The 19,220-nt window shown below is 71.5% G+C and carries 23 protein-coding genes; 9 read left to right on the top strand and 14 right to left on the bottom strand.

The window, feature by feature from the left end; translation table 11 throughout:
* Positions 1–15 precede the first annotated feature (15 nt).
* Positions 16–912, bottom strand: a complete 897-nt coding sequence (locus tag AOM01_RS02805) for an EamA family transporter (RefSeq protein ID WP_062288710.1) — start codon at positions 910–912, stop codon at positions 16–18.
* A 99-nt stretch (positions 913–1,011) separates the two neighbouring features.
* On the opposite strand from AOM01_RS02805, the gene AOM01_RS02800 reads away from it, so the two are divergent.
* From AOM01_RS02800 to AOM01_RS02790, 3 genes are all read left to right on the top strand, one after another.
* Entirely contained in the window at positions 1,012–1,365 is a 354-nt protein-coding gene (locus tag AOM01_RS02800) for a DUF4288 domain-containing protein (protein WP_062288707.1), read from the top strand.
* Positions 1,366–1,502: 137 nt separating this feature from the next.
* Positions 1,503–2,228, top strand: coding sequence for an NYN domain-containing protein (locus AOM01_RS02795; protein ID WP_062288704.1), 726 nt, complete (start codon positions 1,503–1,505; stop codon positions 2,226–2,228).
* A 39-nt stretch (positions 2,229–2,267) separates the two neighbouring features.
* Positions 2,268–3,146 carry a hypothetical protein gene (locus AOM01_RS02790; protein WP_062288702.1) on the top strand — a complete coding sequence of 293 codons (879 nt, stop codon included), beginning with the start codon at positions 2,268–2,270 and terminating at the stop codon, positions 3,144–3,146.
* Positions 3,147–3,156: 10 nt separating this feature from the next.
* Here the strand turns inward: AOM01_RS02790 and AOM01_RS02785 are convergent, their stop codons facing one another.
* Together AOM01_RS02785 and AOM01_RS02780 are read right to left on the bottom strand one after the other, a co-directional pair.
* Positions 3,157–3,801 (bottom strand): alpha/beta hydrolase, encoded by a 645-nt coding sequence (locus AOM01_RS02785; protein WP_062288700.1) that lies wholly within the window; start codon positions 3,799–3,801, stop codon positions 3,157–3,159.
* On the bottom strand, positions 3,798–4,712 hold the full coding sequence (locus AOM01_RS02780) for a VOC family protein (protein ID WP_062288698.1): 915 nt from the start codon (positions 4,710–4,712) through the stop codon (positions 3,798–3,800). The genes AOM01_RS02785 and AOM01_RS02780 overlap by 4 nt, the downstream gene beginning before the upstream one ends.
* 134 nt (positions 4,713–4,846) lie before the next feature.
* Between AOM01_RS02780 and AOM01_RS02775 the strand changes: the two genes are divergently transcribed.
* Positions 4,847–5,611 (top strand): glycoside hydrolase family 16 protein, encoded by a 765-nt coding sequence (locus AOM01_RS02775; RefSeq protein WP_062288696.1) that lies wholly within the window; start codon positions 4,847–4,849, stop codon positions 5,609–5,611.
* Here AOM01_RS02775 and AOM01_RS02770 read toward each other — a convergent pair.
* The 5 genes from AOM01_RS02770 to rnhA all read right to left on the bottom strand — a co-directional run bounded on the left by AOM01_RS02770 (position 5,608) and on the right by rnhA (position 9,793).
* Positions 5,608–7,008, bottom strand: a complete 1,401-nt coding sequence (locus tag AOM01_RS02770; protein WP_062288694.1) for an aldehyde dehydrogenase family protein — start codon at positions 7,006–7,008, stop codon at positions 5,608–5,610. The genes AOM01_RS02775 and AOM01_RS02770 overlap by 4 nt on opposite strands.
* 55 nt (positions 7,009–7,063) lie before the next feature.
* Positions 7,064–7,591 carry a DsrE/DsrF/DrsH-like family protein gene (locus AOM01_RS02765; protein WP_062288691.1) on the bottom strand — a complete coding sequence of 176 codons (528 nt, stop codon included), beginning with the start codon at positions 7,589–7,591 and terminating at the stop codon, positions 7,064–7,066.
* A gap of 10 nt (positions 7,592–7,601) precedes the next feature.
* Positions 7,602–7,916, bottom strand: coding sequence for a TusE/DsrC/DsvC family sulfur relay protein (locus tag AOM01_RS02760; RefSeq protein WP_062288687.1), 315 nt, complete (start codon positions 7,914–7,916; stop codon positions 7,602–7,604).
* Between the two features lie 8 nt (positions 7,917–7,924).
* Positions 7,925–9,157 (bottom strand): type III sulfide quinone reductase, selenoprotein subtype, encoded by a 1,233-nt coding sequence (sqr, locus tag AOM01_RS02755; protein ID WP_062288684.1) that lies wholly within the window; start codon positions 9,155–9,157, stop codon positions 7,925–7,927.
* A 189-nt stretch (positions 9,158–9,346) separates the two neighbouring features.
* A complete protein-coding gene (rnhA, locus tag AOM01_RS02750) occupies positions 9,347–9,793 on the bottom strand; it encodes a ribonuclease HI (protein ID WP_439645091.1) in 447 nt (148 codons plus the stop codon).
* A 64-nt stretch (positions 9,794–9,857) separates the two neighbouring features.
* Here rnhA and ybaK point away from each other — a divergent pair, with 64 nt between their 5' ends.
* The 4 genes from ybaK (at position 9,858) to AOM01_RS02730 (ending at position 12,378) form a co-directional block, all read left to right on the top strand.
* Complete coding sequence (gene ybaK / locus AOM01_RS02745) at positions 9,858–10,358, top strand: Cys-tRNA(Pro) deacylase (RefSeq protein WP_062288681.1); 501 nt, start codon at positions 9,858–9,860, stop codon at positions 10,356–10,358.
* Complete coding sequence (locus AOM01_RS02740; RefSeq protein WP_062288679.1) at positions 10,358–11,104, top strand: YggS family pyridoxal phosphate-dependent enzyme; 747 nt, start codon at positions 10,358–10,360, stop codon at positions 11,102–11,104. The genes ybaK and AOM01_RS02740 overlap by 1 nt, the downstream gene beginning before the upstream one ends.
* A 107-nt stretch (positions 11,105–11,211) precedes the next feature.
* Positions 11,212–11,553, top strand: a complete 342-nt coding sequence (locus AOM01_RS02735) for a YciI family protein (protein WP_062288676.1) — start codon at positions 11,212–11,214, stop codon at positions 11,551–11,553.
* 105 nt (positions 11,554–11,658) lie between these two features.
* Entirely contained in the window at positions 11,659–12,378 is a 720-nt protein-coding gene (locus AOM01_RS02730) for a VIT1/CCC1 transporter family protein (protein ID WP_062288674.1), read from the top strand.
* A gap of 15 nt (positions 12,379–12,393) precedes the next feature.
* Here the strand turns inward: AOM01_RS02730 and lplAB are convergent, their stop codons facing one another.
* A complete protein-coding gene (gene lplAB / locus AOM01_RS02725; RefSeq protein WP_062288671.1) occupies positions 12,394–13,446 on the bottom strand; it encodes a lipoate-protein ligase LplAB in 1,053 nt (350 codons plus the stop codon).
* 59 nt (positions 13,447–13,505) lie between these two features.
* Positions 13,506–15,107: a citramalate synthase gene (gene cimA, locus AOM01_RS02720; RefSeq protein ID WP_062288669.1), complete on the bottom strand. Its 1,602-nt coding sequence runs from the start codon at positions 15,105–15,107 to the stop codon at positions 13,506–13,508.
* A gap of 188 nt (positions 15,108–15,295) precedes the next feature.
* Between cimA and AOM01_RS02715 the strand changes: the two genes are divergently transcribed.
* Positions 15,296–16,213, top strand: coding sequence for a dioxygenase family protein (locus AOM01_RS02715; protein ID WP_062288666.1), 918 nt, complete (start codon positions 15,296–15,298; stop codon positions 16,211–16,213).
* A 169-nt stretch (positions 16,214–16,382) separates the two neighbouring features.
* Here the strand turns inward: AOM01_RS02715 and AOM01_RS02710 are convergent, their stop codons facing one another.
* The 4 genes from AOM01_RS02710 to AOM01_RS02695 all read right to left on the bottom strand — a co-directional run bounded on the left by AOM01_RS02710 (position 16,383) and on the right by AOM01_RS02695 (position 19,041).
* Positions 16,383–16,622: a hypothetical protein gene (locus tag AOM01_RS02710; protein WP_082109931.1), complete on the bottom strand. Its 240-nt coding sequence runs from the start codon at positions 16,620–16,622 to the stop codon at positions 16,383–16,385.
* 50 nt (positions 16,623–16,672) lie between these two features.
* Positions 16,673–16,912 (bottom strand): hypothetical protein, encoded by a 240-nt coding sequence (locus tag AOM01_RS02705; protein WP_062288661.1) that lies wholly within the window; start codon positions 16,910–16,912, stop codon positions 16,673–16,675.
* A gap of 59 nt (positions 16,913–16,971) precedes the next feature.
* A complete protein-coding gene (locus AOM01_RS02700) occupies positions 16,972–17,214 on the bottom strand; it encodes a hypothetical protein (protein ID WP_062288658.1) in 243 nt (80 codons plus the stop codon).
* A 129-nt stretch (positions 17,215–17,343) separates the two neighbouring features.
* A complete protein-coding gene (locus AOM01_RS02695; protein ID WP_169746500.1) occupies positions 17,344–19,041 on the bottom strand; it encodes an AfsR/SARP family transcriptional regulator in 1,698 nt (565 codons plus the stop codon).
* Between the last annotated feature and the right edge of the window lie 179 nt (positions 19,042–19,220).

The raw sequence follows: 19,220 nt of genomic DNA, 5'->3' as shown, positions 1-19,220 counted from the left end.
CCCTCGGCATGGTACTCAGGCGGGCGACGGCGGCATCGAGGCGTCCTCGGGGTCCTCGATGCGGCCGGGACCCGGCGCGGTGCGCACCGCGCCCACTCCCGCCGCGGTCACCAGGAGGATGCCGAGCGCGACGGTCACGGTGAGCGCCTGGCTCAGCAGCACCAGCCCGGTGAGCGCCGCGAGCGCGGGCGCGAGCGCCATGAGGATGCCGAACGTCTCGGCGCGCATGTGACGCAGGGCCGTGATCTCGATCCCGTACGGGATCGCGGAGGACAGGATCGCGACCGCGAGGCCCAGCGCCAGGATCGCGGGGTCGAGCAAGGCGGTGCCCACGGTCACCAGAGCGGCGGGGAGCGTGGCGGCGGCGCCGACGCTCATCGCGAGCGCGATGCCGGTCAGGCCGGGCATCGCCGCGCCGGTGGCGCGCGCCATGAGGATGTAGACGGCCCACAGCGCGGCGGCGCCGGCGGCGAAGGCCATGCCCAGGAGGTCGAGGTCGTGCGCCGTGCCGCCGAGCAGTAACACGCCCGCAGCCGCCATGCCGGCCCACAGCAGGCCGCGGAGGCTGCGGCTCGCGATCACGCTCAGGGTGAGCGGACCCAGCACCTCGATGGTGACCGCGATGCCGAGCGGGATGCGCGCGATCGCGAGGTAGAACAGGACGTTCATCGCCGCGAGCGACAGCCCGTACCCGAGCACCAGCCGCCAGTGCCCGCGTGCGGCGCCGCGCAGTGCCCGGCGCGCGACGGCGACCAGCACCAGCGCGGAGAACACCAGCCGTAGCGCGACCATGCCGACGGGACCCACCTCCGGGAACACCATCACCGCGACGGCGGCGCCGGCCTCCTGGCACAGGAGCCCCACGAGGACCAGGAAGGGCGCAGCGGTCGCGAGGCGGGAGTCGGTGGCCACGGGACAAGAGTGGCAGGTGGATCGGGCCGGTCACGACATGCGCGGTGCGGTGACAATCCGCGCCCACTGCGCGCGGCGCGGAACGCCTATTCTCGCGGCATGGAGTGGTACTCGGTTCGCTGCGTCTTTCGCTTCCCTGATATTGAGGGCAGGCACATCTACGAGGAGCGAATCACGCTGTGGAGGGCGGAGACGGCGGAGCAGGCGATCGATCTCGCCGACGACGAGGCGCGCGACTACGTCGACCGTCTGGACAGCGAAGACAGCCATCCCGAGTACCTCGGACTTGCGCAGTCCTATCGACTCGCCGACGAGGTCGGCCACGGCGCCGAGGTGTTCTCGATCATGCGCGACAGCACGCTTGACCCCAGCGACTACATCGACTGGTTTCTCGCGACGGGCGATGAGCGACTTTTCGACATCTCTGACCTGGACCCGGGAGCAGACGACTGATCTCGCTCGAGCGGCGTGCGGACGACAATGGTCACCACACTTCGCGGCACCACTATCGACGATGGTGACAGCATGTGCTCTCAGCGGTCGCCACCCTGGTGCGGCAGGCTGGCGGCAGGTTCCATCAAGGGAGAGACATGGCTCGGATGACTGACGGCGCGCGTCTCGCGGTCCTGATCGACGCGGACAACGCGAGCGCCAAGGACCTCGAGCGGCTGCTCGCCGAGATCGCGAAGTACGGCACCGCCGGCGTCAGGCGCGCCTACGGCGACTGGACCTCGAACCAGCTCAACTCGTGGAAGGACCAGCTGCTCGAGCACTCGGTGCAGCCGATCCAGCAGTTCGGGTACACCAAGGGCAAGAACGCGACCGACAGCGCGCTCATCATCGACGCGATGGACCTGCTCCACGCCGGCAACCTCGACGGCTTCTGCCTGGTCTCGAGCGACAGCGACTTCACGCGCCTGGCCGCGCGCATCCGCGAGGAAGGACTGACGGTCTACGGCTTCGGCGCGCGCAAGACGCCCAAGCCGTTCGTCGCCGCCTGCGACACGTTCATCTATGTCGAGAACCTCAAGCCCTCCGACGCGGAGCAGGCCCCGGCGAGCACGCCGACGCTCGCGCGGGACCCGCAGCTCGACCGCCTCTTGGCCGAGGCGGTTGCCGCCGCGGCGGGCGACGACGGCTGGGCGAACCTCGGCTCGGTGGGCCAGAACCTGTCCCGCCTCGCCTCCGACTTCGACTCGCGCACGTGGGGCTTCGCCAAGCTCACCGACCTCATGCGGGCGCACCGGCTCTACGAGGTGCAGCAGCGTGAGATGGGCGAGGGCAAGACCCCGAACGCGTACGTGCGCCACAAGTAGCGGTCCACCCACCCCGATCGCGGGGTCACAATGGATCGCATGACCATCCTCGGCTCCCCCACGCTCGCGCGCGCCGAGTGGGAGCCGCTCGCCGCCGCCCACGCCGCCGCGGCGGACGCGCTGACCTCCGGGCATCGCGAGCGCCGCGACCGCGGAGAGAAGCACGCGGTGGAGGACTTCCTGTTCGAGTACTACACGACGCGCCCCGCGCACCTGCGCCGCTGGCACCCCGGCCCCGGCGTGGTCCTCGAGGACGCTCCTGAGCACGCCGGATGGCGCTTCTACCGCACCGCGGACGGCCGCACACAGATGGACGTCGCGGCCTTCCTCGACCAGCGTGGCGCCGGGCTCGACCAGATCGAGCGTCTGCTGCGCGCCACCGCGGACCGCCCCGCGCGCTTCGGCTGCTTCGGGATGCACGAGTGGGCCATGGCCTACCGCGCCGGCGAGGACATCCGTCACCCGCTCCCGCTGCGCCTGGGCCAGGCGGGCACGGACGCCGTGGTCGACGCGAACCCCATCGCCTGCTCGCACTTCGACGCGTTCCGCTTCTTCACCCCCGCCGCGATCCCGCTCAACGCGCTTCAGCCCACCCGCGAGACCCAGGTGGCGCTCGAGCAGCCCGGCTGCCTCCACGCGACCATGGACCTCTACAAGTGGGCGACCAAGCTCGCGCCCGCGGTCCCGTCGAGCCTGCAGCTCGAGGCGTTCGCGCTCGCGCTCGACGTGCGCCGCGTCGACATGCAGGCCTCGCCGTACGACGTCAGCGCCTTCGGCCTCGACGCGATCGCGGTCGAGACGCCGGAGGGCAAGCGCGAGTACGCGAGCCGTCAGCGCGACTTCGCGGCCAGGGGCGCCGCTCTGCGCGCGCGGCTCCTCGCGTCCATCGAGAGCGTGCGTCAGGTCGCAGCGACCTGACGGGGCCCGCTCAGGCGCTCGCCGACCGCGCGGCGACCGCGGTGCGAGCGAGGAAGGATCGGACGTCGGCGAGCTCGGCGGCATCGATCCCGTGTGCGAGCCCGGGGTACACGCGCTCGTCGAGCGCCGCATGCTCGGGCAGGAACACGGCGGTCCGCTCGATCGCGTGCGGCGCGATCACCAGGTCCTCGGCGCCGCGCCCCCAGAACACCGGCGGCCGAGTCTCACCCAGCGTCGCGTCGCCGGGCTGGGGAGCGCCCAACACGAACCCGCCCAGCACCACCGCCGCGGGCACGCGCGCGGGACGCGTCCGCAGCAGCTGGCTGGCCATGAGCCCGCCCTGGGAGAAGCCCAGCGGGACCACCTCCGCGTCGGCGCCCAGCTCGGCGTCGATCCACGCCCAGATCGCGTCCGTCGCCTCCGCCACGGGAGCCTCGTCGGGGCTGCCGGGCTTCACGATCGGGAACCACGCCGCTCCCGCCCCCGCGGGCAGGGGCGCGCGCAGCGACGCCCACGGCAGGCGCGCGTCCAGGTGCGGCACCAGGCCCACCAGGTCCCGTTCGTGCGAGCCGAAGCCGTGCAATAGGAGAAGCACGGGGGACGATGCGCCGGCCGGGTCCGGCGCGGAACGCACCGCGTGCGTGATGTCGGTCATCGTGCGAGGAGCTCGTCGGTGGACAGGTCGGGCAGCGCGAGAGTGACCTGGGTGCCCCACGGATCGGTGACGGTGACCGAGCGACCGTCGGCGTCGAACGGGATCCCGCGCCCACGCAGGCGCGCCGTCAGCGCGTCGAGGTCCTCGCGGCCGGGCAGCGTGATCGACACGTCGCCGAGCCCCAGGCTCGCGGCGCGCGGGCCCGCTCCCCTGCTGTTCCACACGTTCATGGCGATGTGGTGGTGGTATCCGCCCGCCGAGGCGAACAGCGCGCCCGGGTAGTCGGCCTGCGTGGTCGCGAAGCCGAGCGCGTCGACGTAGAACTCGCGCGCGGTCGCGACGTCGCCCACCTGGAGGTGGACGTGCCCCACCGCGCCCGCGAGCGCCGGGCCCGCGGCCACGGACTCCTCGGTGAGATGCGTCTGCAGGTAGTGGTTCGGGTCGAGGTAGATGGTGTCCATCTCGATGACGTTCCCGCGACGGCGCCAGGTGCTCCGCGGACGATCCGTGTAGAGCTCGACGCCGTTGCCCTCGGGATCGGTGAAGTAGAAGGCCTCGCTCACCAGGTGGTCGCTCGACCCGGCGAAACGGCTCCGAGGGTCCTGGGCGGCGCGGTAGACGGTCGCGGCGAGGCTCGCGGGTGTGTCGAACAGGAAGGCGGTGTGGAACAGGCCCGCCTGCCGGGGGTCGACGCCGGGCAGGTCCGGGGTGTGGATCAGTCGCACGAGCGGAGTCTCGCCGCGCCCGAGCACCCGATGGATCTCGCGGCCACGCGTCGCCTCCTCGAGCGGCTCCATCGCGAAGGCCTGCGAGTAGTAGCCGGACATCTGCTCGAGGTCGCCCACGCGGAGCGTGACCGCACCCATCGCGGTGTCGGCGCTCAAGATCTGGTCGACGGGCTGCACGGTCATGGGTCCTCGTCCTTCGGGTCGCTACGGCGCCCGGTGCGGACGTCTTGAGCACCAGCCTACGTCAGTTTAGTTGTATCTACAAGTTTCTGGACGGGTGGGCCCGCGCGTAGGCTCGAGATGACACGGGAGGCGCCATGGAGCCGCGCTGGGATCGCATCGAGACGTTCGACGGCGAGCCGCTCGACACGTCCCTGTGGATCCCCGACTACCTCCCCCACTGGACCACCCCCGAACGCTCGGGTGCGCGGTACCGCTTCACGCCGGCCGGTCTCGAGCTCCTCATCGAGCAGGACCAGCACGCCTGGCGACCGCTCGACGGCGACTTCCGCGTCTCGCACCTGCAGACCGGCGAGTTCGCGGGCCCGCTCGGGTCGCGACAGGGCCAGCATCGGATCGGCCGTGACCTTCGCGTCGTGACAGAGCGCACGATGCGCCGCCTCTGGGCGCCGCCGAGGTCCGGGGCGGTGGAGGTGGTCGCGTCCGCGAGCCCGGACCCGACCTGCATGCTCGGCATCTGGCTCGTCGGCCACGAATCGACAGGTCCTGACGACTCGGGCGAGATCTGCGTGGCCGAGCTCTTCGGTGACAAGGTGACCGTCGCATCGTCCATCGTCAGGACGGGCATCAAGGCGCACCATGACCCCCGGCTCACCACGGACGTCCACGACGTGGCCCTGGCGATCGACGCGACGGAGCCGCACGCCTACGGGGCGGCGTGGGACGCGGAGGGCATGCGCGTCGAGGTCGACGGCGTCGAGATCTACGCGACCACCCAGGTGATGGGCTACCCGCTGCAGCTCATGCTCGACCTGTGGGAGTTCCCCCACGCGCCGCGGGAGGCGACCGCGTACCCCAAGCGCGCGACGCTCCACGAGGTGCGGCTGCGCACCGACGACTAGCCCAGCTGGATCCAGACGGTCTTCTCGCGCGTCCACTGGTGGAAGGCGGCAAGGGACTTCTCCGCGCCGCCGAAGCCGGACTGCTGCCAGCCACCGAAGGGCACCGTCATGTCCCCCTCGCTGTACGCGCCCACCGACACGATGCCCGCCCGGACGCCGCGCGCGACGACGATCGCGTCGTCGAGGCTCTTGGTCCACACGGACGCCGCGAGCCCGTACTCGACGTCGTTGGCGAGCGCGATCGCCTCGTCGCGGGTGGCGAAGGCCTGCACCGTCACCACCGGTCCGAAAACCTCGGTGCGGAGGATCGGATCCGCCGGGTCGACGTCCACGAGCACCGTGGGCGCGATGTAGCGCCCGCCGGCGAGCACCTCGACCTCGCCGCCCCCGGCGACCGCGGTGGCCCCGCGCGCGACGGCGCCGTCGATCGCCGCGAGGATGCGGTCCGCCGCGGCCGCGTTGATCACCGGCCCGATCTGCGTGGCCGGATCGTCGGGGCGACCGACCACGAGGGCGCGCGCCGCGCCGGCGAGGCGCCCGACCACCTCGGCGGCGATGGACTCGTGGACCAGGATCCGTGAGCCGGCGGTGCAGTTCTGCCCCGCCGTGAGGAACGCCGCCTCGATCAACCCGTCGATGAGCGCGTCGCCGAAGTCGAGCGCGTCGGCGAGCAGGATCTGGGGGCTCTTGCCGCCCATCTCGAGGCTCACGCGCTTGAGGTTGGTGCGGGCGGCGGTCTCGAGGATCGCACGCCCGGTGGCGGTCGACCCGGTGAAGGAGAGTGCGCCGATGCGGGGATCCGCCGCGAGCGCGGCGCCGGTGGTGGGGCCGTCACCCGTGAGCACCCGGACCACCCCCTCGGGGATCCCGGCCTCGAGCGCGAGCCCGGCCAGGTGCAGCGCCGACCGTGGCGTGGCATCCGCCGGCTTGAGGATGAGGCAGTTGCCGGCCGCGAGCGCGGGTCCCACCTTCCACGCCGCCATCGCGAGCGGGTAGTTCCACGGCAGGATCGCCGCGACCACCCCGAAGGGCTCGCGCTCGGTGAAGGCGAGGATGTCCGGCGCGGTCGCGGGCACGGCGCCCGCGAGCTTGTCCGTCGCCTCGGCGAACCAACGGATCGACTCGATCGCGCCCGGGACATCGTTCGCGCGGCATTCGGCGATGGGCTTGCCCGCATCCTCCATGTCGAGCCACGCGAGGGTCTCGGCGTCGCGCTCCAGGAGGTCCGCGAGACGCAGGAGGGCGGCGGCGCGCTCGCGGGGCGCGAGCCCGGACCAGACACCGGAGTCGAACACGCGCTGCGCGTCCGCGGTGTGGCGCGCGACGTCCTCCGCGCCGTGGACGGGCACGGTGGCAAGGAGGCGTCCGTCGGCCGGACTGACGATGTCGAGGCTCACGCCCGCAATGTATCGCCCCTGCTCCCCATCGATCGGGAGGCGGCCTCCGCGGGACTCAGATGAACAGCGTCTGCGCGCCCTCGGACAGGTCCATGAAGTCGGCGGCGGTGATGATGCCCTCGACGTCGTCGCGCAGGTCCTCCATGGTGAGACCCTGCATGTCGGCGCTCATCTTGCACGCCCACAGGCGGCCTCCCGACGCGACGATCTGATCGAGGAACTCGTCGACCGGCGGCACGCCGAGGTCGTCGATCTGCTTCTTCATCATCTTCGTGGCCACCCAGGTCATCCCGGGGAACGGCGACAGCCACTGCGGCATCCGACCGCCCACGGGCAGGTGCATCGCGGTGTTGCCCACCGGGCTGAACCTCAGCCTCTGCTGGCGGTCCTTGGTGATCATGTCGAATCCCCAGAAGGTGAAGAACATGTCGACCGCGATGCCCTCGCCCAGCGCCGCGTTCGCGAGCACCAGGCCCGGGTAGGCCATGTCGAGGTTGCCCTTCGAGCAGATGAGGACCAGCTTGCGGTCCGTGTCCGTGTCGTCGCCGAAGTCGGGGACGATGCGCGGCTGGGTCTCGGTCATGGCGCGCCTCCTAGACGCATCCGGCGGGCTTGGGAAGGCCCGCGATGTAGGACATCTTCTTGCCCGGCTTCTTGGGGAACAGCACGAACTGCTGCTTCACCGGGAACCCGCCGACAGCCTGCACACGCCGCGTGGTGGCGGTCTGCCCCGTCTCCGCGAAGTCGGCGCGGAGGAACCGGATGACGTCCCAGTGCTCGGGCGTCAGCTCGACGCCGATCTGATCCGCGAGCTGCGCGGCGAGGGCCTCGTCCCACTCGTCGTACTCCGTGAGGAAGCCCTCCGCGTCGACGTGGATCTCGCGGCCCGCGAGGGTGGTGGTGCTCATGACTCCTCCTACGAAGGAACGCGCTTGCCCCGCATCGACATGTGCGCGGGGAGCGGAAGCGGCCGGCCGGGTAGCAGCATCGACCAGTAGATGGGCTCGAAGGCGAGCTTGCCCCAGTGGTTGAACCGGGACTCCTTGAGCAGCGGCAGCGGGCCAAGCGCAGGCACAGGGAACATGCCGGGCAGCGGCTCGGTGTCGTAGTTGAAGTCGATGAGCATGGCCTTGCCCGCCCCCGACTCGATGAAGCAGGTGGCGTGGCCGTCGAAGCTCTCGACCGGCTCCTCGCCCGCGACGATGCGGACGAAGTTCTCGGGGAACACGTCGAGCTCGAAGTGCGCGACGGCGCCCGCCTTCGAGGTGGGCACCGCGGCGGCGTCGCCCACGGCGAAGATCTCCGGGTGGGCGCCGTGGCGGAGCGTGTGCGGGTCGACGGGGACGAAGTCGAGCTCGCCCCCCAGCCCCGACCGGCCCACGAACGCGGCGCCCTTGTTGACCGGCACCGTGACCAGCAGGTCGTACGGCACCTCGCGCTCGTCGTAGGACACCAGGCGGTGCGCCTGGGCATCGATGCTCTCGACCATGAAGTCCGGCTCGACGGCGATGCCGCGGTCGTCGAGCATCCCTCCGAACGCCTCGGACGCGACGGGCTTGGTGAACGCCCCCGACAGCGGGGTGACGAACGTGATGTCGACCTGGTCGCGGATGCCCCGCTCACGGAAGTGGGCATCGGCCAGGAGCGTGAACTCGAGCGGCGCCACCGGGCACTTGATGGGCATCTCGGAGATGTGCACCACCAGGCGACCGCCGGTGAAGTCGGCGAGCGCGCCCCGCAGGGCCACCGCATCGTCGAACGTGTAGAAGGAGTGGACGGCGCCGTGCCAGTCGTCCTCCATGCCTGGCGTCTCCTCAGGGTGCGGTGAGGTGCCCGTCGCGATGATGAGGTAGTCGTACGGGAGGACCGTGCCGTCCGCGAGCGCCACCCGCCGCGCGTCGGGGTCGACGCGGTCGATCTCGCCCTCGACGCGCGTGACGCCGCTCGGGATGAGGCGCGACGCCTTCCGCCGCGCCTTGTCCGGCCGGTAGCGGCCGAACGGGATGAAGAGGAAGGCAGGCTGATAGAAGTGCGTGCCCCGCTGGTCGACGATGGTGATCTGCCAGTCGTCCGCGTCCAGCATCCGCCGCAGCTTGTTGGCCGCGATGGTGCCCGCCGTGCCGGCTCCGAGGATGAGCAGCCTGCGCATCGCGCGCCCCCTCCATTGGGTCCGGGGACGTCCGGGAGGCGACCCCGATACTCACGACGCTAGGCACGCTCCGGTGGCGTCGACAGGGACCATCGTCCCGCGGCCGCGCCCCCGCGTCGCCCTGCCTGCTATGGGGAACTCAGCGACGGTCCGCGGAGATCCGCGACTCCTGCGGGGAAGCCAGCGACGTCAGCGCGCGGCCGCGGCGCCCTTGTTGGCGAGCTCGTCGGCCTTCTCGTTGCCGGGGTCGCCGGCGTGGCCCTTGACCCACACCCAGGTGATGTCGTGACGCTGCAGCTGCTCGTCGAGCGCCTGCCACAGCTCGACGTTCTTCACCGGCTTCTTGTCGGCCGTCTTCCAGCCGTTGCGCTTCCAGCCCTTCATCCAGGTCTGGGCGCCGTTCTTCACGTACTGCGAGTCGACGTGCAGCGTGACCTTGCAGGGCCGGTTGAGCGCCTTGAGGCCCTCGATGACGGCGGTGAGCTCCATCCGGTTGTTGGTGGTGACCTTCTCGCCGCCGAAGAGCTCGCGCTCGTAGCCGCCGGCCTTCATCCACACGCCCCAGCCGCCCAGGCCAGGGTTGCCCTTGCAGGCGCCGTCGGTCCACATGTGCACATCGGTGAGGGTCTCGGTCACCCGTAGACCGTACCCGGGCGCGGCCCTCGCGGACGCCAGCCGCCGCATCGTCCACAATGAACCCATGTCCCGCAAGCACGCCGCCGGAGGCGCCACGCCCGCCGTGCACGCCCTCATCGAGGCGCAAGTGCCGCACACGCTGCACCCGTACGAGCACGACCCGGCCTCCGACCTCAGCTACGGTCTCGAGGCCGCTGCGGCGCTCGGCGTCGACGCCGACCAGGTGTTCAAGACGCTGTGCGCGTACGTCGACGGGCGGCTGTCCGTGGGGATCGTGCCGGTGAGCGGCATGCTCGACCTCAAGGCGCTGGCCCACGCGCTGGGCGGCAAGAAGGCGGAGATGGCACCGCCTGCGGACGCCGAGCGCGCGACCGGCTACGTGGTGGGAGGCATCTCGCCCCTCGGGCAGCGCCGCACCCACCCCACCGCGGTCGACGAGACCGTCGAGCTGTGGGACACCGTCTACGTCTCCGGTGGGAGGAGGGGCCTCGACATCGGCCTCGCGCCCGCGGACCTCATCGCCGTGACCCGCGCGGTTGCGGCCCCGATCGCGAAGGACGCCTGATGGACCTCTCCCCCACCCCCGCCGGCTGGGACTACGCGGCCGCCCTCGAGCAGGTCAAGGCCCGCGTCCACATCGCGGAGGCGCACGCCGGGCGTGCGGGCTCCGGCGTGCGCGTGCTGGTCGCGACCAAGACCTGGGATGCCGATGCCGCGGCGGGGGTGGTGCGCGCCGGCGGGATCCTCGTGGGCGAGTCGCGCATGCAGGAGCTCGACGTGAAGGGCGAGGCGCTCGCAGCGGCGGGCGCGCACGTGCACGTCATCGGGCAGCTGCAGCGCAACAAGGCCGCCACCGCGGTCCGCTTCGCGGAGTGCGTGCAGACCGTGGACCACGCGCGACTCGCCGAGCGCCTGTCCCGACTGTGCCTCGAGGCCGAGCGCGAGATGGACGTGATGATCCAGGTCAACGTCTCGGGCGAGGAGTCCAAGGCGGGCGTCCACCCCGACGAGGCGCTTGCGATCGCGTCCGCCGTGCAGGCCCTACCCGCGCTCACCGTCACCGGCTTCATGACCATCGGCCTCAACTCCCGCGACGAGGACGAGGTCCGCGCCGGCTACGCGCGGCTGCGGGAGCTCCGCGATCAGGCGCTCATCCGCTCCGAGCGCGGCTCGGTGGGGCTCGGGTCCGCGTGGCACCTCTCGATGGGCATGTCCCAGGACCTCGAGTGGGCGATCGCGGAGGGCGCCACCATCGTGAGGGTGGGCACCGCGATCATGGGGCCGCGCCCGGCCGCCGCGCCCGCAGGCTGAGGCGGTGCGCGACCCTGCACCCGGGTCGCGCCCGCCCGCGAACGGTGTGAGACTGGCGGGAACGCCAGGCAGAGTGCCGCCGAGGGGGGCGAGCTCAAGGAGGGTCCATGCCCCGCTTCCACCTCGCGATGTTCTTCGACACCACGGCACCGCCGCCCGACGACCTCCCCCAGATCATGGCCGAGGTCGAGACGCTCAACGAGGAGATGCGCGACAACGGGGCGTGGGTCACGGCCGCGGGGTTCGGCCCCGCGACCGAGGCACGCGTGGTGGCGTCCGACGATCACGGTGCGGAGACGACCGTGGGCACGTACCTGTCCGGCGAGGTGCAGCAGGGCGGCTTCTGGCTGATCGACGCGCCCACGATGGGCGACGCGATCGTGTGGGCGGAGCGCGCGAGCCGCGCGCTGCGCATCCCGGTCGAGGTGCGCGAGGTGCGCGAGGACTGACGGGCGGCCCACCAGGGACGATGCCCGGGTTGCGGCCCGTTCCCAAAAGTTAGGGAAGGTTTCACTCGCTGGCGGAACCAGGCCGGACGTTCCTACGCTTGTCGGGTGACTCAGTCGGAAGCCCACCCCACCGCATCGTTCCCCGACGAGGAGGCCGTCTCCGGACGCCTCAACGCCCTGCGCGCGGGGGTGCTCGGCGCGAACGACGGCATCGTGTCGATCGCCGCGCTGCTCGTCGGCGTGGTCGCCGCGACCGACGACGCCGGCGTCATCCTCACCACCGCGCTCGCCGGCATCGCGGCGGGTGCGCTGTCGATGGGCGTGGGCGAGTACGTGTCCGTCTCGAGCCAGCGCGACGCGGAGAAGGCGCAGCTCGAGCGCGAGAAGATGTGGCACGACCACCGTCCCGAGTGGGAGCTCGACCAGCTCGCGCGCCTCCACATGGAGACGGGCATGTCGGAGGCGACGGCGCGCGCGGCGGCCATCGAGCAGACGGCCTTCGATCCCCTCGCTGCGCACGCGCGGGCCCACCTGGGCATCGACCCGGAGGAGCTGGTCAACCCCTGGCACGCGGCGTTCGCGTCGCTCGGAGCGTTCACGCTGGGCGGCATCTTCCCGCTGCTGACGGCCGTGCTGGCGCCCGACGCCTTCAAGGTGCCGCTCACGTTCGCCGTGGTGATCGTCGCCCTCGCGGTGTCGGGCACGGTCTCGGCGCGGCTGGGGCATGCGCCGCGCCTGCGCGCGATCGTGCGCAACGTGCTCGGCGGATCGCTCGCGATGGCGATCACCTACGGCATCGGCACGTTCGCGGGCACCGCGCTGTAGGGGTGCGGCCGTGCCTCACGGCACCAGTTTGAGCCACTCCTCCGTCGCGAACTTCGACTCGACGCGCTCCTGAGCGAGCGCGATCTCCTCGGGCGTCACCGCGCCCTGCCGGGTCGCGTAGCGCGAGCGGAAGTGGTCGAGGAACGCGTCGATGACGTCCGTCCGCTCCATGCCGGTCTGGCTGCGCAGCGGGTCGACGCGCTTGTTGGCGCTCTTGGTGCCCTTGTCGGAGAGCTTCTCGCGGCCGATGCGCAGCACCTCGAGCATGGCGTCCGCGTCGATGTCGTACGCCATGGTGACGTGGTGCAGCACCGCGCCCGCGGCGTAGCGCTTCTGCGCGGCACCCGCGATCTTGCCCGCCGGCGACGCGATGTCGTTGATGGGCACGTAGGTCGCCTCGATGCCGAGCCCGCGCAGGGCGCCCAGCACCCAGTCGTCGAGGAACGCGTAGGACTGCTCGAAGCTCAGCCCTTCGACCAGCGAGGTGGGGACGTGGAGCGAGTAGGTGATGGTGTTGCCCGGCTGGACGAACATCGCGCCGCCGCCCGAGACGCGTCGCACCACGGTCATGCCGTGCTTGGCCGCACCCTCGTCGTCGATCTCGTTGCGCCACGACTGGAACGATCCGATGATCACGGCGTTCGAGCCCCACTCCCACACGCGCAGCGTGGGGCCGCGGCGCCCGGCCGCGACCTCCTCGGAGAGGATCTCGTCGAGCGACATCTGCATGTAGGGGTCGCGGGGGACGTCGTGGATGACGTCGAACGTGTGGTCGTGCCAGCTGGTCGCGTGCCCGAGCGCGCGACGCACCGCGATGCCCACGGACTCCGGGCTGAACCCGATGAACTGCGCGCCCTCCGCGGCGCGCGTGACCGCGGCCGCCATCTGCGACACCGTCGCGGTGGCGGACAGCCCGTTCAGCGCGCGTGTGATGCCCAGGATCGCCTCGGCGGGCTCGAGGAAGAAGTCCCCCGAGATGACCACCCGATCGATGACCTCGCCCGCGGAGTCGAGCTCGACATCCGCGACCACGAGCTTGCCGCCAGGAACCTTGTACTCGCCGTGCATGGCATCCATTGTCCCGCGTCCGGGCGGATGCCCAGGACGCGGGACGATGCCGCGGTCGCCTACGGGTTCGGCGTGACCCCGGCCTTGAGCAGGCCGTAGAACAGCGAGTCGGTGAGCGCCTCCCACGAGGCCTCGATGACGTTCGGCCCCACGCCCACGGTGCGCCACTGGGTGCCGGTCTCCGTGTCGACCGTGGTGATGAGCACGCGTGTGACGGCGTCCGTGCCGTGCGCCGCGTCCATGATGCGGACCTTGAAGTCGGTGAGGTCGAAGCGCTCGATGTCGGGGTAGGCGCCCGCGAGCGCGGTGCGCAGCGCGTGGTCGAGCGCGTTGACGGGGCCGTTGCCCTCGCCGACGGTGACGAACCGCTGCCCGCCACCGGCCCGGAGCTTGATGACCGCCTCCGCGTCGGCGTCCCGCGGGTTGCCGGGCGCCGAGGACACGCGCACGCGCCACGTCTCGGTCTCCCAGTACTTGGGGGCCTCGCCCAGCTCCCACCGGAGCAGCAGCTCGAAGGACGCATCCGCGGCGTCGAACGTGTAGCCCATCGCCTCCGCGTGCTTGACGCGGTCGGTCACCCGGCCGAGCACCTCCGGCTTATCCGCGAGGTCGAAGCCCAGCTCCTTGCCCTTGAGCTCGACGGACGCGCGGCCCGCCATCTCGGACACGAGCATGCGCATGTCGTTGCCGAGGTACTCGGGCTGCGTGTGCTGATACAGGTCGGGGTCGACCTTGATCGCCGACGCATGCAGGCCCGCCTTGTGCGCGAATGCGGAGGCGCCCACGTAGGGCTGCCGCGCGAACGGCGCGATGTTGGTGATCTCGGAGATGGTGTGCGCGATGCGTGTCGACTCCACGAGCCCGTCGCCCTTGAGCGCGACCACGCCGCGCTTGAGCTCGAGGTTCGCGGCGACCGCGATGAGATCCGCGTTGCCGGTGCGCTCGCCGTAGCCATTGACGCAGCCCTGCACGTGGGTCGCGCCAGCCGCGACCGCCGCCATCGAGTTCGCGACCGCGCAGCCGGAGTCGTTGTGGGCGTGCATGCCCAGCTGGGCGGCGGTGCGGGCGCGCACCTCGGTGACGATCCGGGTCACGTCGTCGGGCAGCATCCCGCCGTTCGTGTCGCACAGCACCAGGGACGATGCCCCGGCACGCTCCGCCGCAAGAAGCGCCTTGATCGCATAGTCGGGGTCGTGGCGGTAGCCGTCGAAGAAGTGCTCGGCGTCGAGCACCACACGCCGGCCCTCGTCCACGAGGAAGGCGACGGTCTCCTCGATCATCGCGAGGTTCTCGTCGCCGGAGACCCGCAGCGCGCGTTCGGCGTGGCGGATGTCGGACTTCGCCACCAGCGTGATGATGGGCGCCTCGGAGTCGAGCAGCGCGCGCACCTGGGGGTCGGACGCGGCCGTGGTGCCCGCGCGGCGCGTCATGCCGAAGGCCGCGAACTGGGCGTTGGTGAAGCTCAGCTCCTTCGCGACCAGACCGAAGAACTCGGTGTCCTTGGGCACCGCGCCGGGCCAGCCGCCCTCGATCACGCCCACGCCGAGCTCGTCGAGCAGCGGCGCGATCGCCATCTTGTCCGCGACGGACAGGTTCATGCCCTCCTGCTGGGCGCCGTCGCGCAGGGTCGTGTCGTAGATCTCGACCGTGAGATCCGTCATCGTGGTCAGCTCCTCGAGTTCGGCGTGGCCCGCGTCCCCAACAAAAAAGCCTCCCAGGGGTGCGGGAGGCTGCGCGTCGGGGCTCGGCCCGACGCGCTACAGAATGATGATCGCGGTACGCATCGGGGCCATTGTGGCACAGCGCGAACTCCCAGCGCACCTGGAGGTTCCGAGGCCAGACTGGCGGCATGGCACGCATCCCCGCTCCCGAGTCCACGTCCGCCGGCCCCGCCTACGAGGGCCGCCTCCTCGACCGCCCCGACGAGGAGGTGGTCGATCAGGGCATCGCCTTCGACCTCCGCACGCTGGTCAGCAGGAGGAACGCCCTGTCGCTCCTGGGTCTCGGCACCGGAGCCGCCGTGCTCGCGGCCTGCACGCCGGGCACCGAGACGACCACCGCATCGGCCACCGCATCGGGCAACCTCACCGAGATCCCCGACGAGACCGCGGGACCCTACCCGGGCGACGGCTCGAACGGTCCCGACGTGCTCGAGGAGTCCGGCATAGTCCGACGCGACATCCGCGCCTCCGTGGCGGGTGGCGACCCCGTGCCGGGTGTCCCGCTCGACTTCACGTTCACCGTGCTCGACATGGCGAACGGCGGGGTGCCGATGGTGGGCGCGGCGGTCTACGCGTGGCACTGCAGCGCGGCCGGCCTGTACTCGATGTACTCCGACGGCGTCACGGAGGAGACGTGGCTCCGCGGCGTCCAGGTGACCGACGACGACGGCGCGGTCACCTTCACCTCGGTCATGCCCGGGTGCTACGCGGGGCGCTGGACTCACATCCACTTCGAGGTCTATCCCACCGTCGACGACGTCGAGGACTCGTCCAAGGCGATCGCCACGTCGCAGATGGCGTTCCCTCAGAACGTCCTCGACGCGACGTACGCGCTCGCCGACTACGACGGCTCCGCGGCGAACCTGGCCCAGCTCTCCCTCGCGACCGACAACGTGTTCGGCGACGACGGCGGCGTTCACCAGATCGGCACCTTCAAGGGGGGCACGGACGGGTACGTGGCGACGCTCACGGTGCCGATCGACACCGCCACCGCACCGACCGCCGGTGGCGTCCCCGGGGGTCCGGGCGGCGACCGCCCGTCCTGACGGACAGCGCAAGGGACGATGCGCCGGTCGGGTGACCGGCGCATCGTCCCTTCGAACGGCGCTGGGGCGGAAGGGGGCGATGTCGCCTCCCGGCGAGATCTGGCCTTCGCGCCCCCACCTCGGATGCTCCCGCGCGGACGTCGCCTCTCGGCGAGGTCGGCGGAGCAGGTCAGGTGACGATGAACGGCCTCATGCCGCCCGCGTCGAGGGCGTGCAGCGCGCGCAACGCCCTCGGGTCATGCTGGAGCTCGCGCTCGTGCAGGTCGTGCAGTTGACGGCGGTGCTCGACGCGCGCACGGTGGCGCTCCTGGCGGTCGGTGACGCGGTGCCGGAGGAGCCGGTCCAGCAGGTGCGGGTGAGACGCGTCACGCGGGGCGGCGAGCCCGAATCCGGGGCTGGCAGTGGTCACGATGTCCTCCTCTCCGGGGACTGGAACGAGGGTGAGGGTGAGGGTCGCGCTCATTGGAGGCGACCGAAGGCACCGAGCGCGAACGAGTCGCCGATGGTCTGCATGACCGCGTCGGCCGCAGGGAGGCGGCTGGCGCGGCGCTCGGCGCGACGAGCACGTCGGCGTGACGCGGCGGCGGCGAACCTGTCGGAGACGGCGCGCAGCGAGTCGCTCGCGCGGTCGACCAGGTCGGACGGGGCCGGGGCGATGACCCCGTCGGCGCCGTAGCGACGGATGGTGGTGGCGGACATCTGAGTTTCCTTCTCTGCTTCAACTTCTCAACGGGTGGTGGTGCCGACGGCTGGGACGGCTAGGCGACCAGGCGGAAGGCCTCGCGGTCGGCGGCGGAGACGCGCTCCACGAGGATCGACCGGGCGACGGCCCATGCCCGGAGGCGTGAGATCTCGGTGCCGGACCAGTCGACGAGCGCGGCGGCGGTCCCGGGTGCCTGCTGGCGGACGGCCTCGGCGATCTGCTCGAGCTCCTGCCGGCGCGCCACGGTGCCCTCCTCGACAAGCGTGGGGCCGAGGTCTGCGGTGATCTGGATGGACATGACACCCTCCTTCCTCTGCGTTCGTTCGGTGTCGATGCCAGAGTGCTCGGGGCGCGTGTGAAGGGTCGTGTGACGCGGGCCACATCTCAGAAGTTCTTCGCGATTGGCTGTCTACCAGCCACTTCGCATCTAGGCGGGCTGGGCGACGGCGCCACGGAGCTGGTCGAGCACGCCCTCGGCGCGGACCAGCAGGAGCGGCATGTCGCCCCGAGCGGCCACCTGAAGAGCGAGCGCCGCGTGCGCGTGCGCACGGTCGCGGTCGCCCACCCCGAGCGCCACCTCGGCGTCGGTCACCTGGACCTCCGCCTCAAGCCACTTGTACGAGTCGTTGATGCGTCGGCACGCGGTGCGCGCGTGATCGAGCCACGGCAGCGCGGCCATCGGGTCGCCCTCCGCGACATAGGTGAGGCCCATGGCCTTGGCGGCCACACCCTCCCAGCAGGGGTCCTCGAGCTGACGCGCCAGCGCGTAGGTCGACTCGAGATCGGAGCGCACGGCGGCAGGGCTCTCCCCCTTCGCGAGCCGCGCGTGCGCATGCCACGCCTCCGGCCACGGGCGGATCGCGGTCCATCGTTCGCTCTGCGCCTGACGCTGCGCCTCCTTGGCCCAGCGTTCGGCTGCGGCGAGCCATCCGGCGAGGTAGGCGGTGCGCGAGGCATGGGACATGGCCCAGATGCCGCGGCGTACGCTGCCGGTCTCGCGGCAGAGGTCGATCGCCTCGTCGAAGCGTTCCAGCGACTCGTCAAGGCGACCCCAGTCGGACAGGTGCACAGCGTCGTAGGACGCGACCGCGGCACGCACACGCGGGAACGGCTCCGCGACCTCCCAGGCGAGAGCCAAGCCCTCGACCGCGCATTCCCGCCGGGCGGCGAGCACGTCGACATATGCGAGCTCGGCGAGCGCCTTCGCGGCGATCTCCTGCTCCCCCGCGCGGGTCGCCGCCTCACGTGCGGCGTCCAGCACGATCGCGCCCTCGTCGTCGTAGCCGCGCGCGGCGTGGACCAGGGAGCTGCCCAGCTCGAACAGGCATGCGGCCTCGAGCCGACCGTCGCCGGCGCCTTCCGCGGCAGCCACGGCGCCCCGCAGGGTGGCGATCCCGCTCCCGCTCGCACCCGCGACCACCGCGGCCTGCCCTGCGGTGAGCAGGGACTCCGCGGTGGCGATCGAGGAGACGCCCGCGGTGTTGGGGGTGACGGCGGGTCGGGCGGCCGCGCTCAGCGCGGGGCTGGGTGGCACGCCGAGCTCTCGCTCGAAGGCCGCCTCGGTCGCCGCGACGTGGCGGTGCGCCGAGACGCGATCGCCGGAGGCCATGAAGGCCTTGATCAGCATGACGTGCGGCCCCTCCTCAAGGGGTGCGGTGTCGACCATCGCGGAGGCGAGGCTCAGCGCGCGGGGGTAGTCGTGCGCGGACATCGCACGCAGCGTCTCCTTGCGGAGCACTCCGACGACCTCGCCGGCAACGCGCTGCCGCTCGACCAGGAGCCACGTGTCGAACGCGGGGGACGCCTGGACGTCGATCCCTTCGAGGAGCTCACCGCGCGGCGGCGGGTCGGGAAGGATGCCGGCACCCACCACGTCGACGTCGATCTCCACGTCGCTGCCGAATCCGGCGACCACGGGGTTCCCCAGCAGCGCCTCGGGCATGCTCATACGACGGCGCAGCTCGGCCAGGGACCAGCGGAGCGCTCCCATGGGGTCGTCGGCCTCGGAGAACAGCTCGTTGACCAGCTGCTGCCGCGAGACAGGGTCCGCCGAGCGCACGATCCTGGCCAGAAGCGCCCAGCACTTAGCGCCACGCGGGCCGGGCAGGGTAAGGCCGTCGCGCACGAACCGGGGTTGACCGATCAGACGTATCGAGAGCATCGGTCTCGCAATGCACGCACGGCAATCAGCGTACGTCCGCAATGTCCGATTCGGAAGGCTCGTTCGCGCTGACGCTGGCAACGAATCGAGTCCCTGTGGTGCGGCGCGTCGCAGTCCGCTGCTGCTGTCAGGGTGTCGAGAAA

This window comes from Demequina phytophila, assembly GCF_000971135.1.
GTDB classification, from domain to species: Bacteria; Actinomycetota; Actinomycetes; order Actinomycetales; family Demequinaceae; genus Demequina; species Demequina phytophila.
The sequence above is the reverse complement of the archived record's forward strand: the minus strand, read 5'-3'. Positions and strand labels throughout refer to the sequence as shown.

What these genes read in the sequence shown, in the direction of transcription:
- AOM01_RS02800 (WP_062288707.1), top strand. Translation starts at nt 1,012, where the DNA reads ATGGAGTGGTACTCGGTTCGCTGCGTCTTTCGCTTCCCTGATATTGAG.
- AOM01_RS02795 (WP_062288704.1), top strand. Translation starts at nt 1,503, where the DNA reads ATGGCTCGGATGACTGACGGCGCGCGTCTCGCGGTCCTGATCGACGCG.
- AOM01_RS02790 (WP_062288702.1), top strand. Translation starts at nt 2,268, where the DNA reads ATGACCATCCTCGGCTCCCCCACGCTCGCGCGCGCCGAGTGGGAGCCG.
- AOM01_RS02785 (WP_062288700.1), bottom strand. Translation starts at nt 3,801, where the DNA reads ATGACCGACATCACGCACGCGGTGCGTTCCGCGCCGGACCCGGCCGGC.
- AOM01_RS02780 (WP_062288698.1), bottom strand. Translation starts at nt 4,712, where the DNA reads ATGACCGTGCAGCCCGTCGACCAGATCTTGAGCGCCGACACCGCGATG.
- AOM01_RS02775 (WP_062288696.1), top strand. Translation starts at nt 4,847, where the DNA reads ATGGAGCCGCGCTGGGATCGCATCGAGACGTTCGACGGCGAGCCGCTC.
- AOM01_RS02765 (WP_062288691.1), bottom strand. Translation starts at nt 7,591, where the DNA reads ATGACCGAGACCCAGCCGCGCATCGTCCCCGACTTCGGCGACGACACG.
- AOM01_RS02760 (WP_062288687.1), bottom strand. Translation starts at nt 7,916, where the DNA reads ATGAGCACCACCACCCTCGCGGGCCGCGAGATCCACGTCGACGCGGAG.
- sqr (WP_062288684.1), bottom strand. Translation starts at nt 9,157, where the DNA reads ATGCGCAGGCTGCTCATCCTCGGAGCCGGCACGGCGGGCACCATCGCG.
- ybaK (WP_062288681.1), top strand. Translation starts at nt 9,858, where the DNA reads ATGTCCCGCAAGCACGCCGCCGGAGGCGCCACGCCCGCCGTGCACGCC.
- AOM01_RS02740 (WP_062288679.1), top strand. Translation starts at nt 10,358, where the DNA reads ATGGACCTCTCCCCCACCCCCGCCGGCTGGGACTACGCGGCCGCCCTC.
- AOM01_RS02735 (WP_062288676.1), top strand. Translation starts at nt 11,212, where the DNA reads ATGCCCCGCTTCCACCTCGCGATGTTCTTCGACACCACGGCACCGCCG.
- lplAB (WP_062288671.1), bottom strand. Translation starts at nt 13,446, where the DNA reads ATGCACGGCGAGTACAAGGTTCCTGGCGGCAAGCTCGTGGTCGCGGAT.
- cimA (WP_062288669.1), bottom strand. Translation starts at nt 15,107, where the DNA reads ATGACGGATCTCACGGTCGAGATCTACGACACGACCCTGCGCGACGGC.
- AOM01_RS02715 (WP_062288666.1), top strand. Translation starts at nt 15,296, where the DNA reads ATGGCACGCATCCCCGCTCCCGAGTCCACGTCCGCCGGCCCCGCCTAC.
- AOM01_RS02705 (WP_062288661.1), bottom strand. Translation starts at nt 16,912, where the DNA reads ATGTCCGCCACCACCATCCGTCGCTACGGCGCCGACGGGGTCATCGCC.
- AOM01_RS02700 (WP_062288658.1), bottom strand. Translation starts at nt 17,214, where the DNA reads ATGTCCATCCAGATCACCGCAGACCTCGGCCCCACGCTTGTCGAGGAG.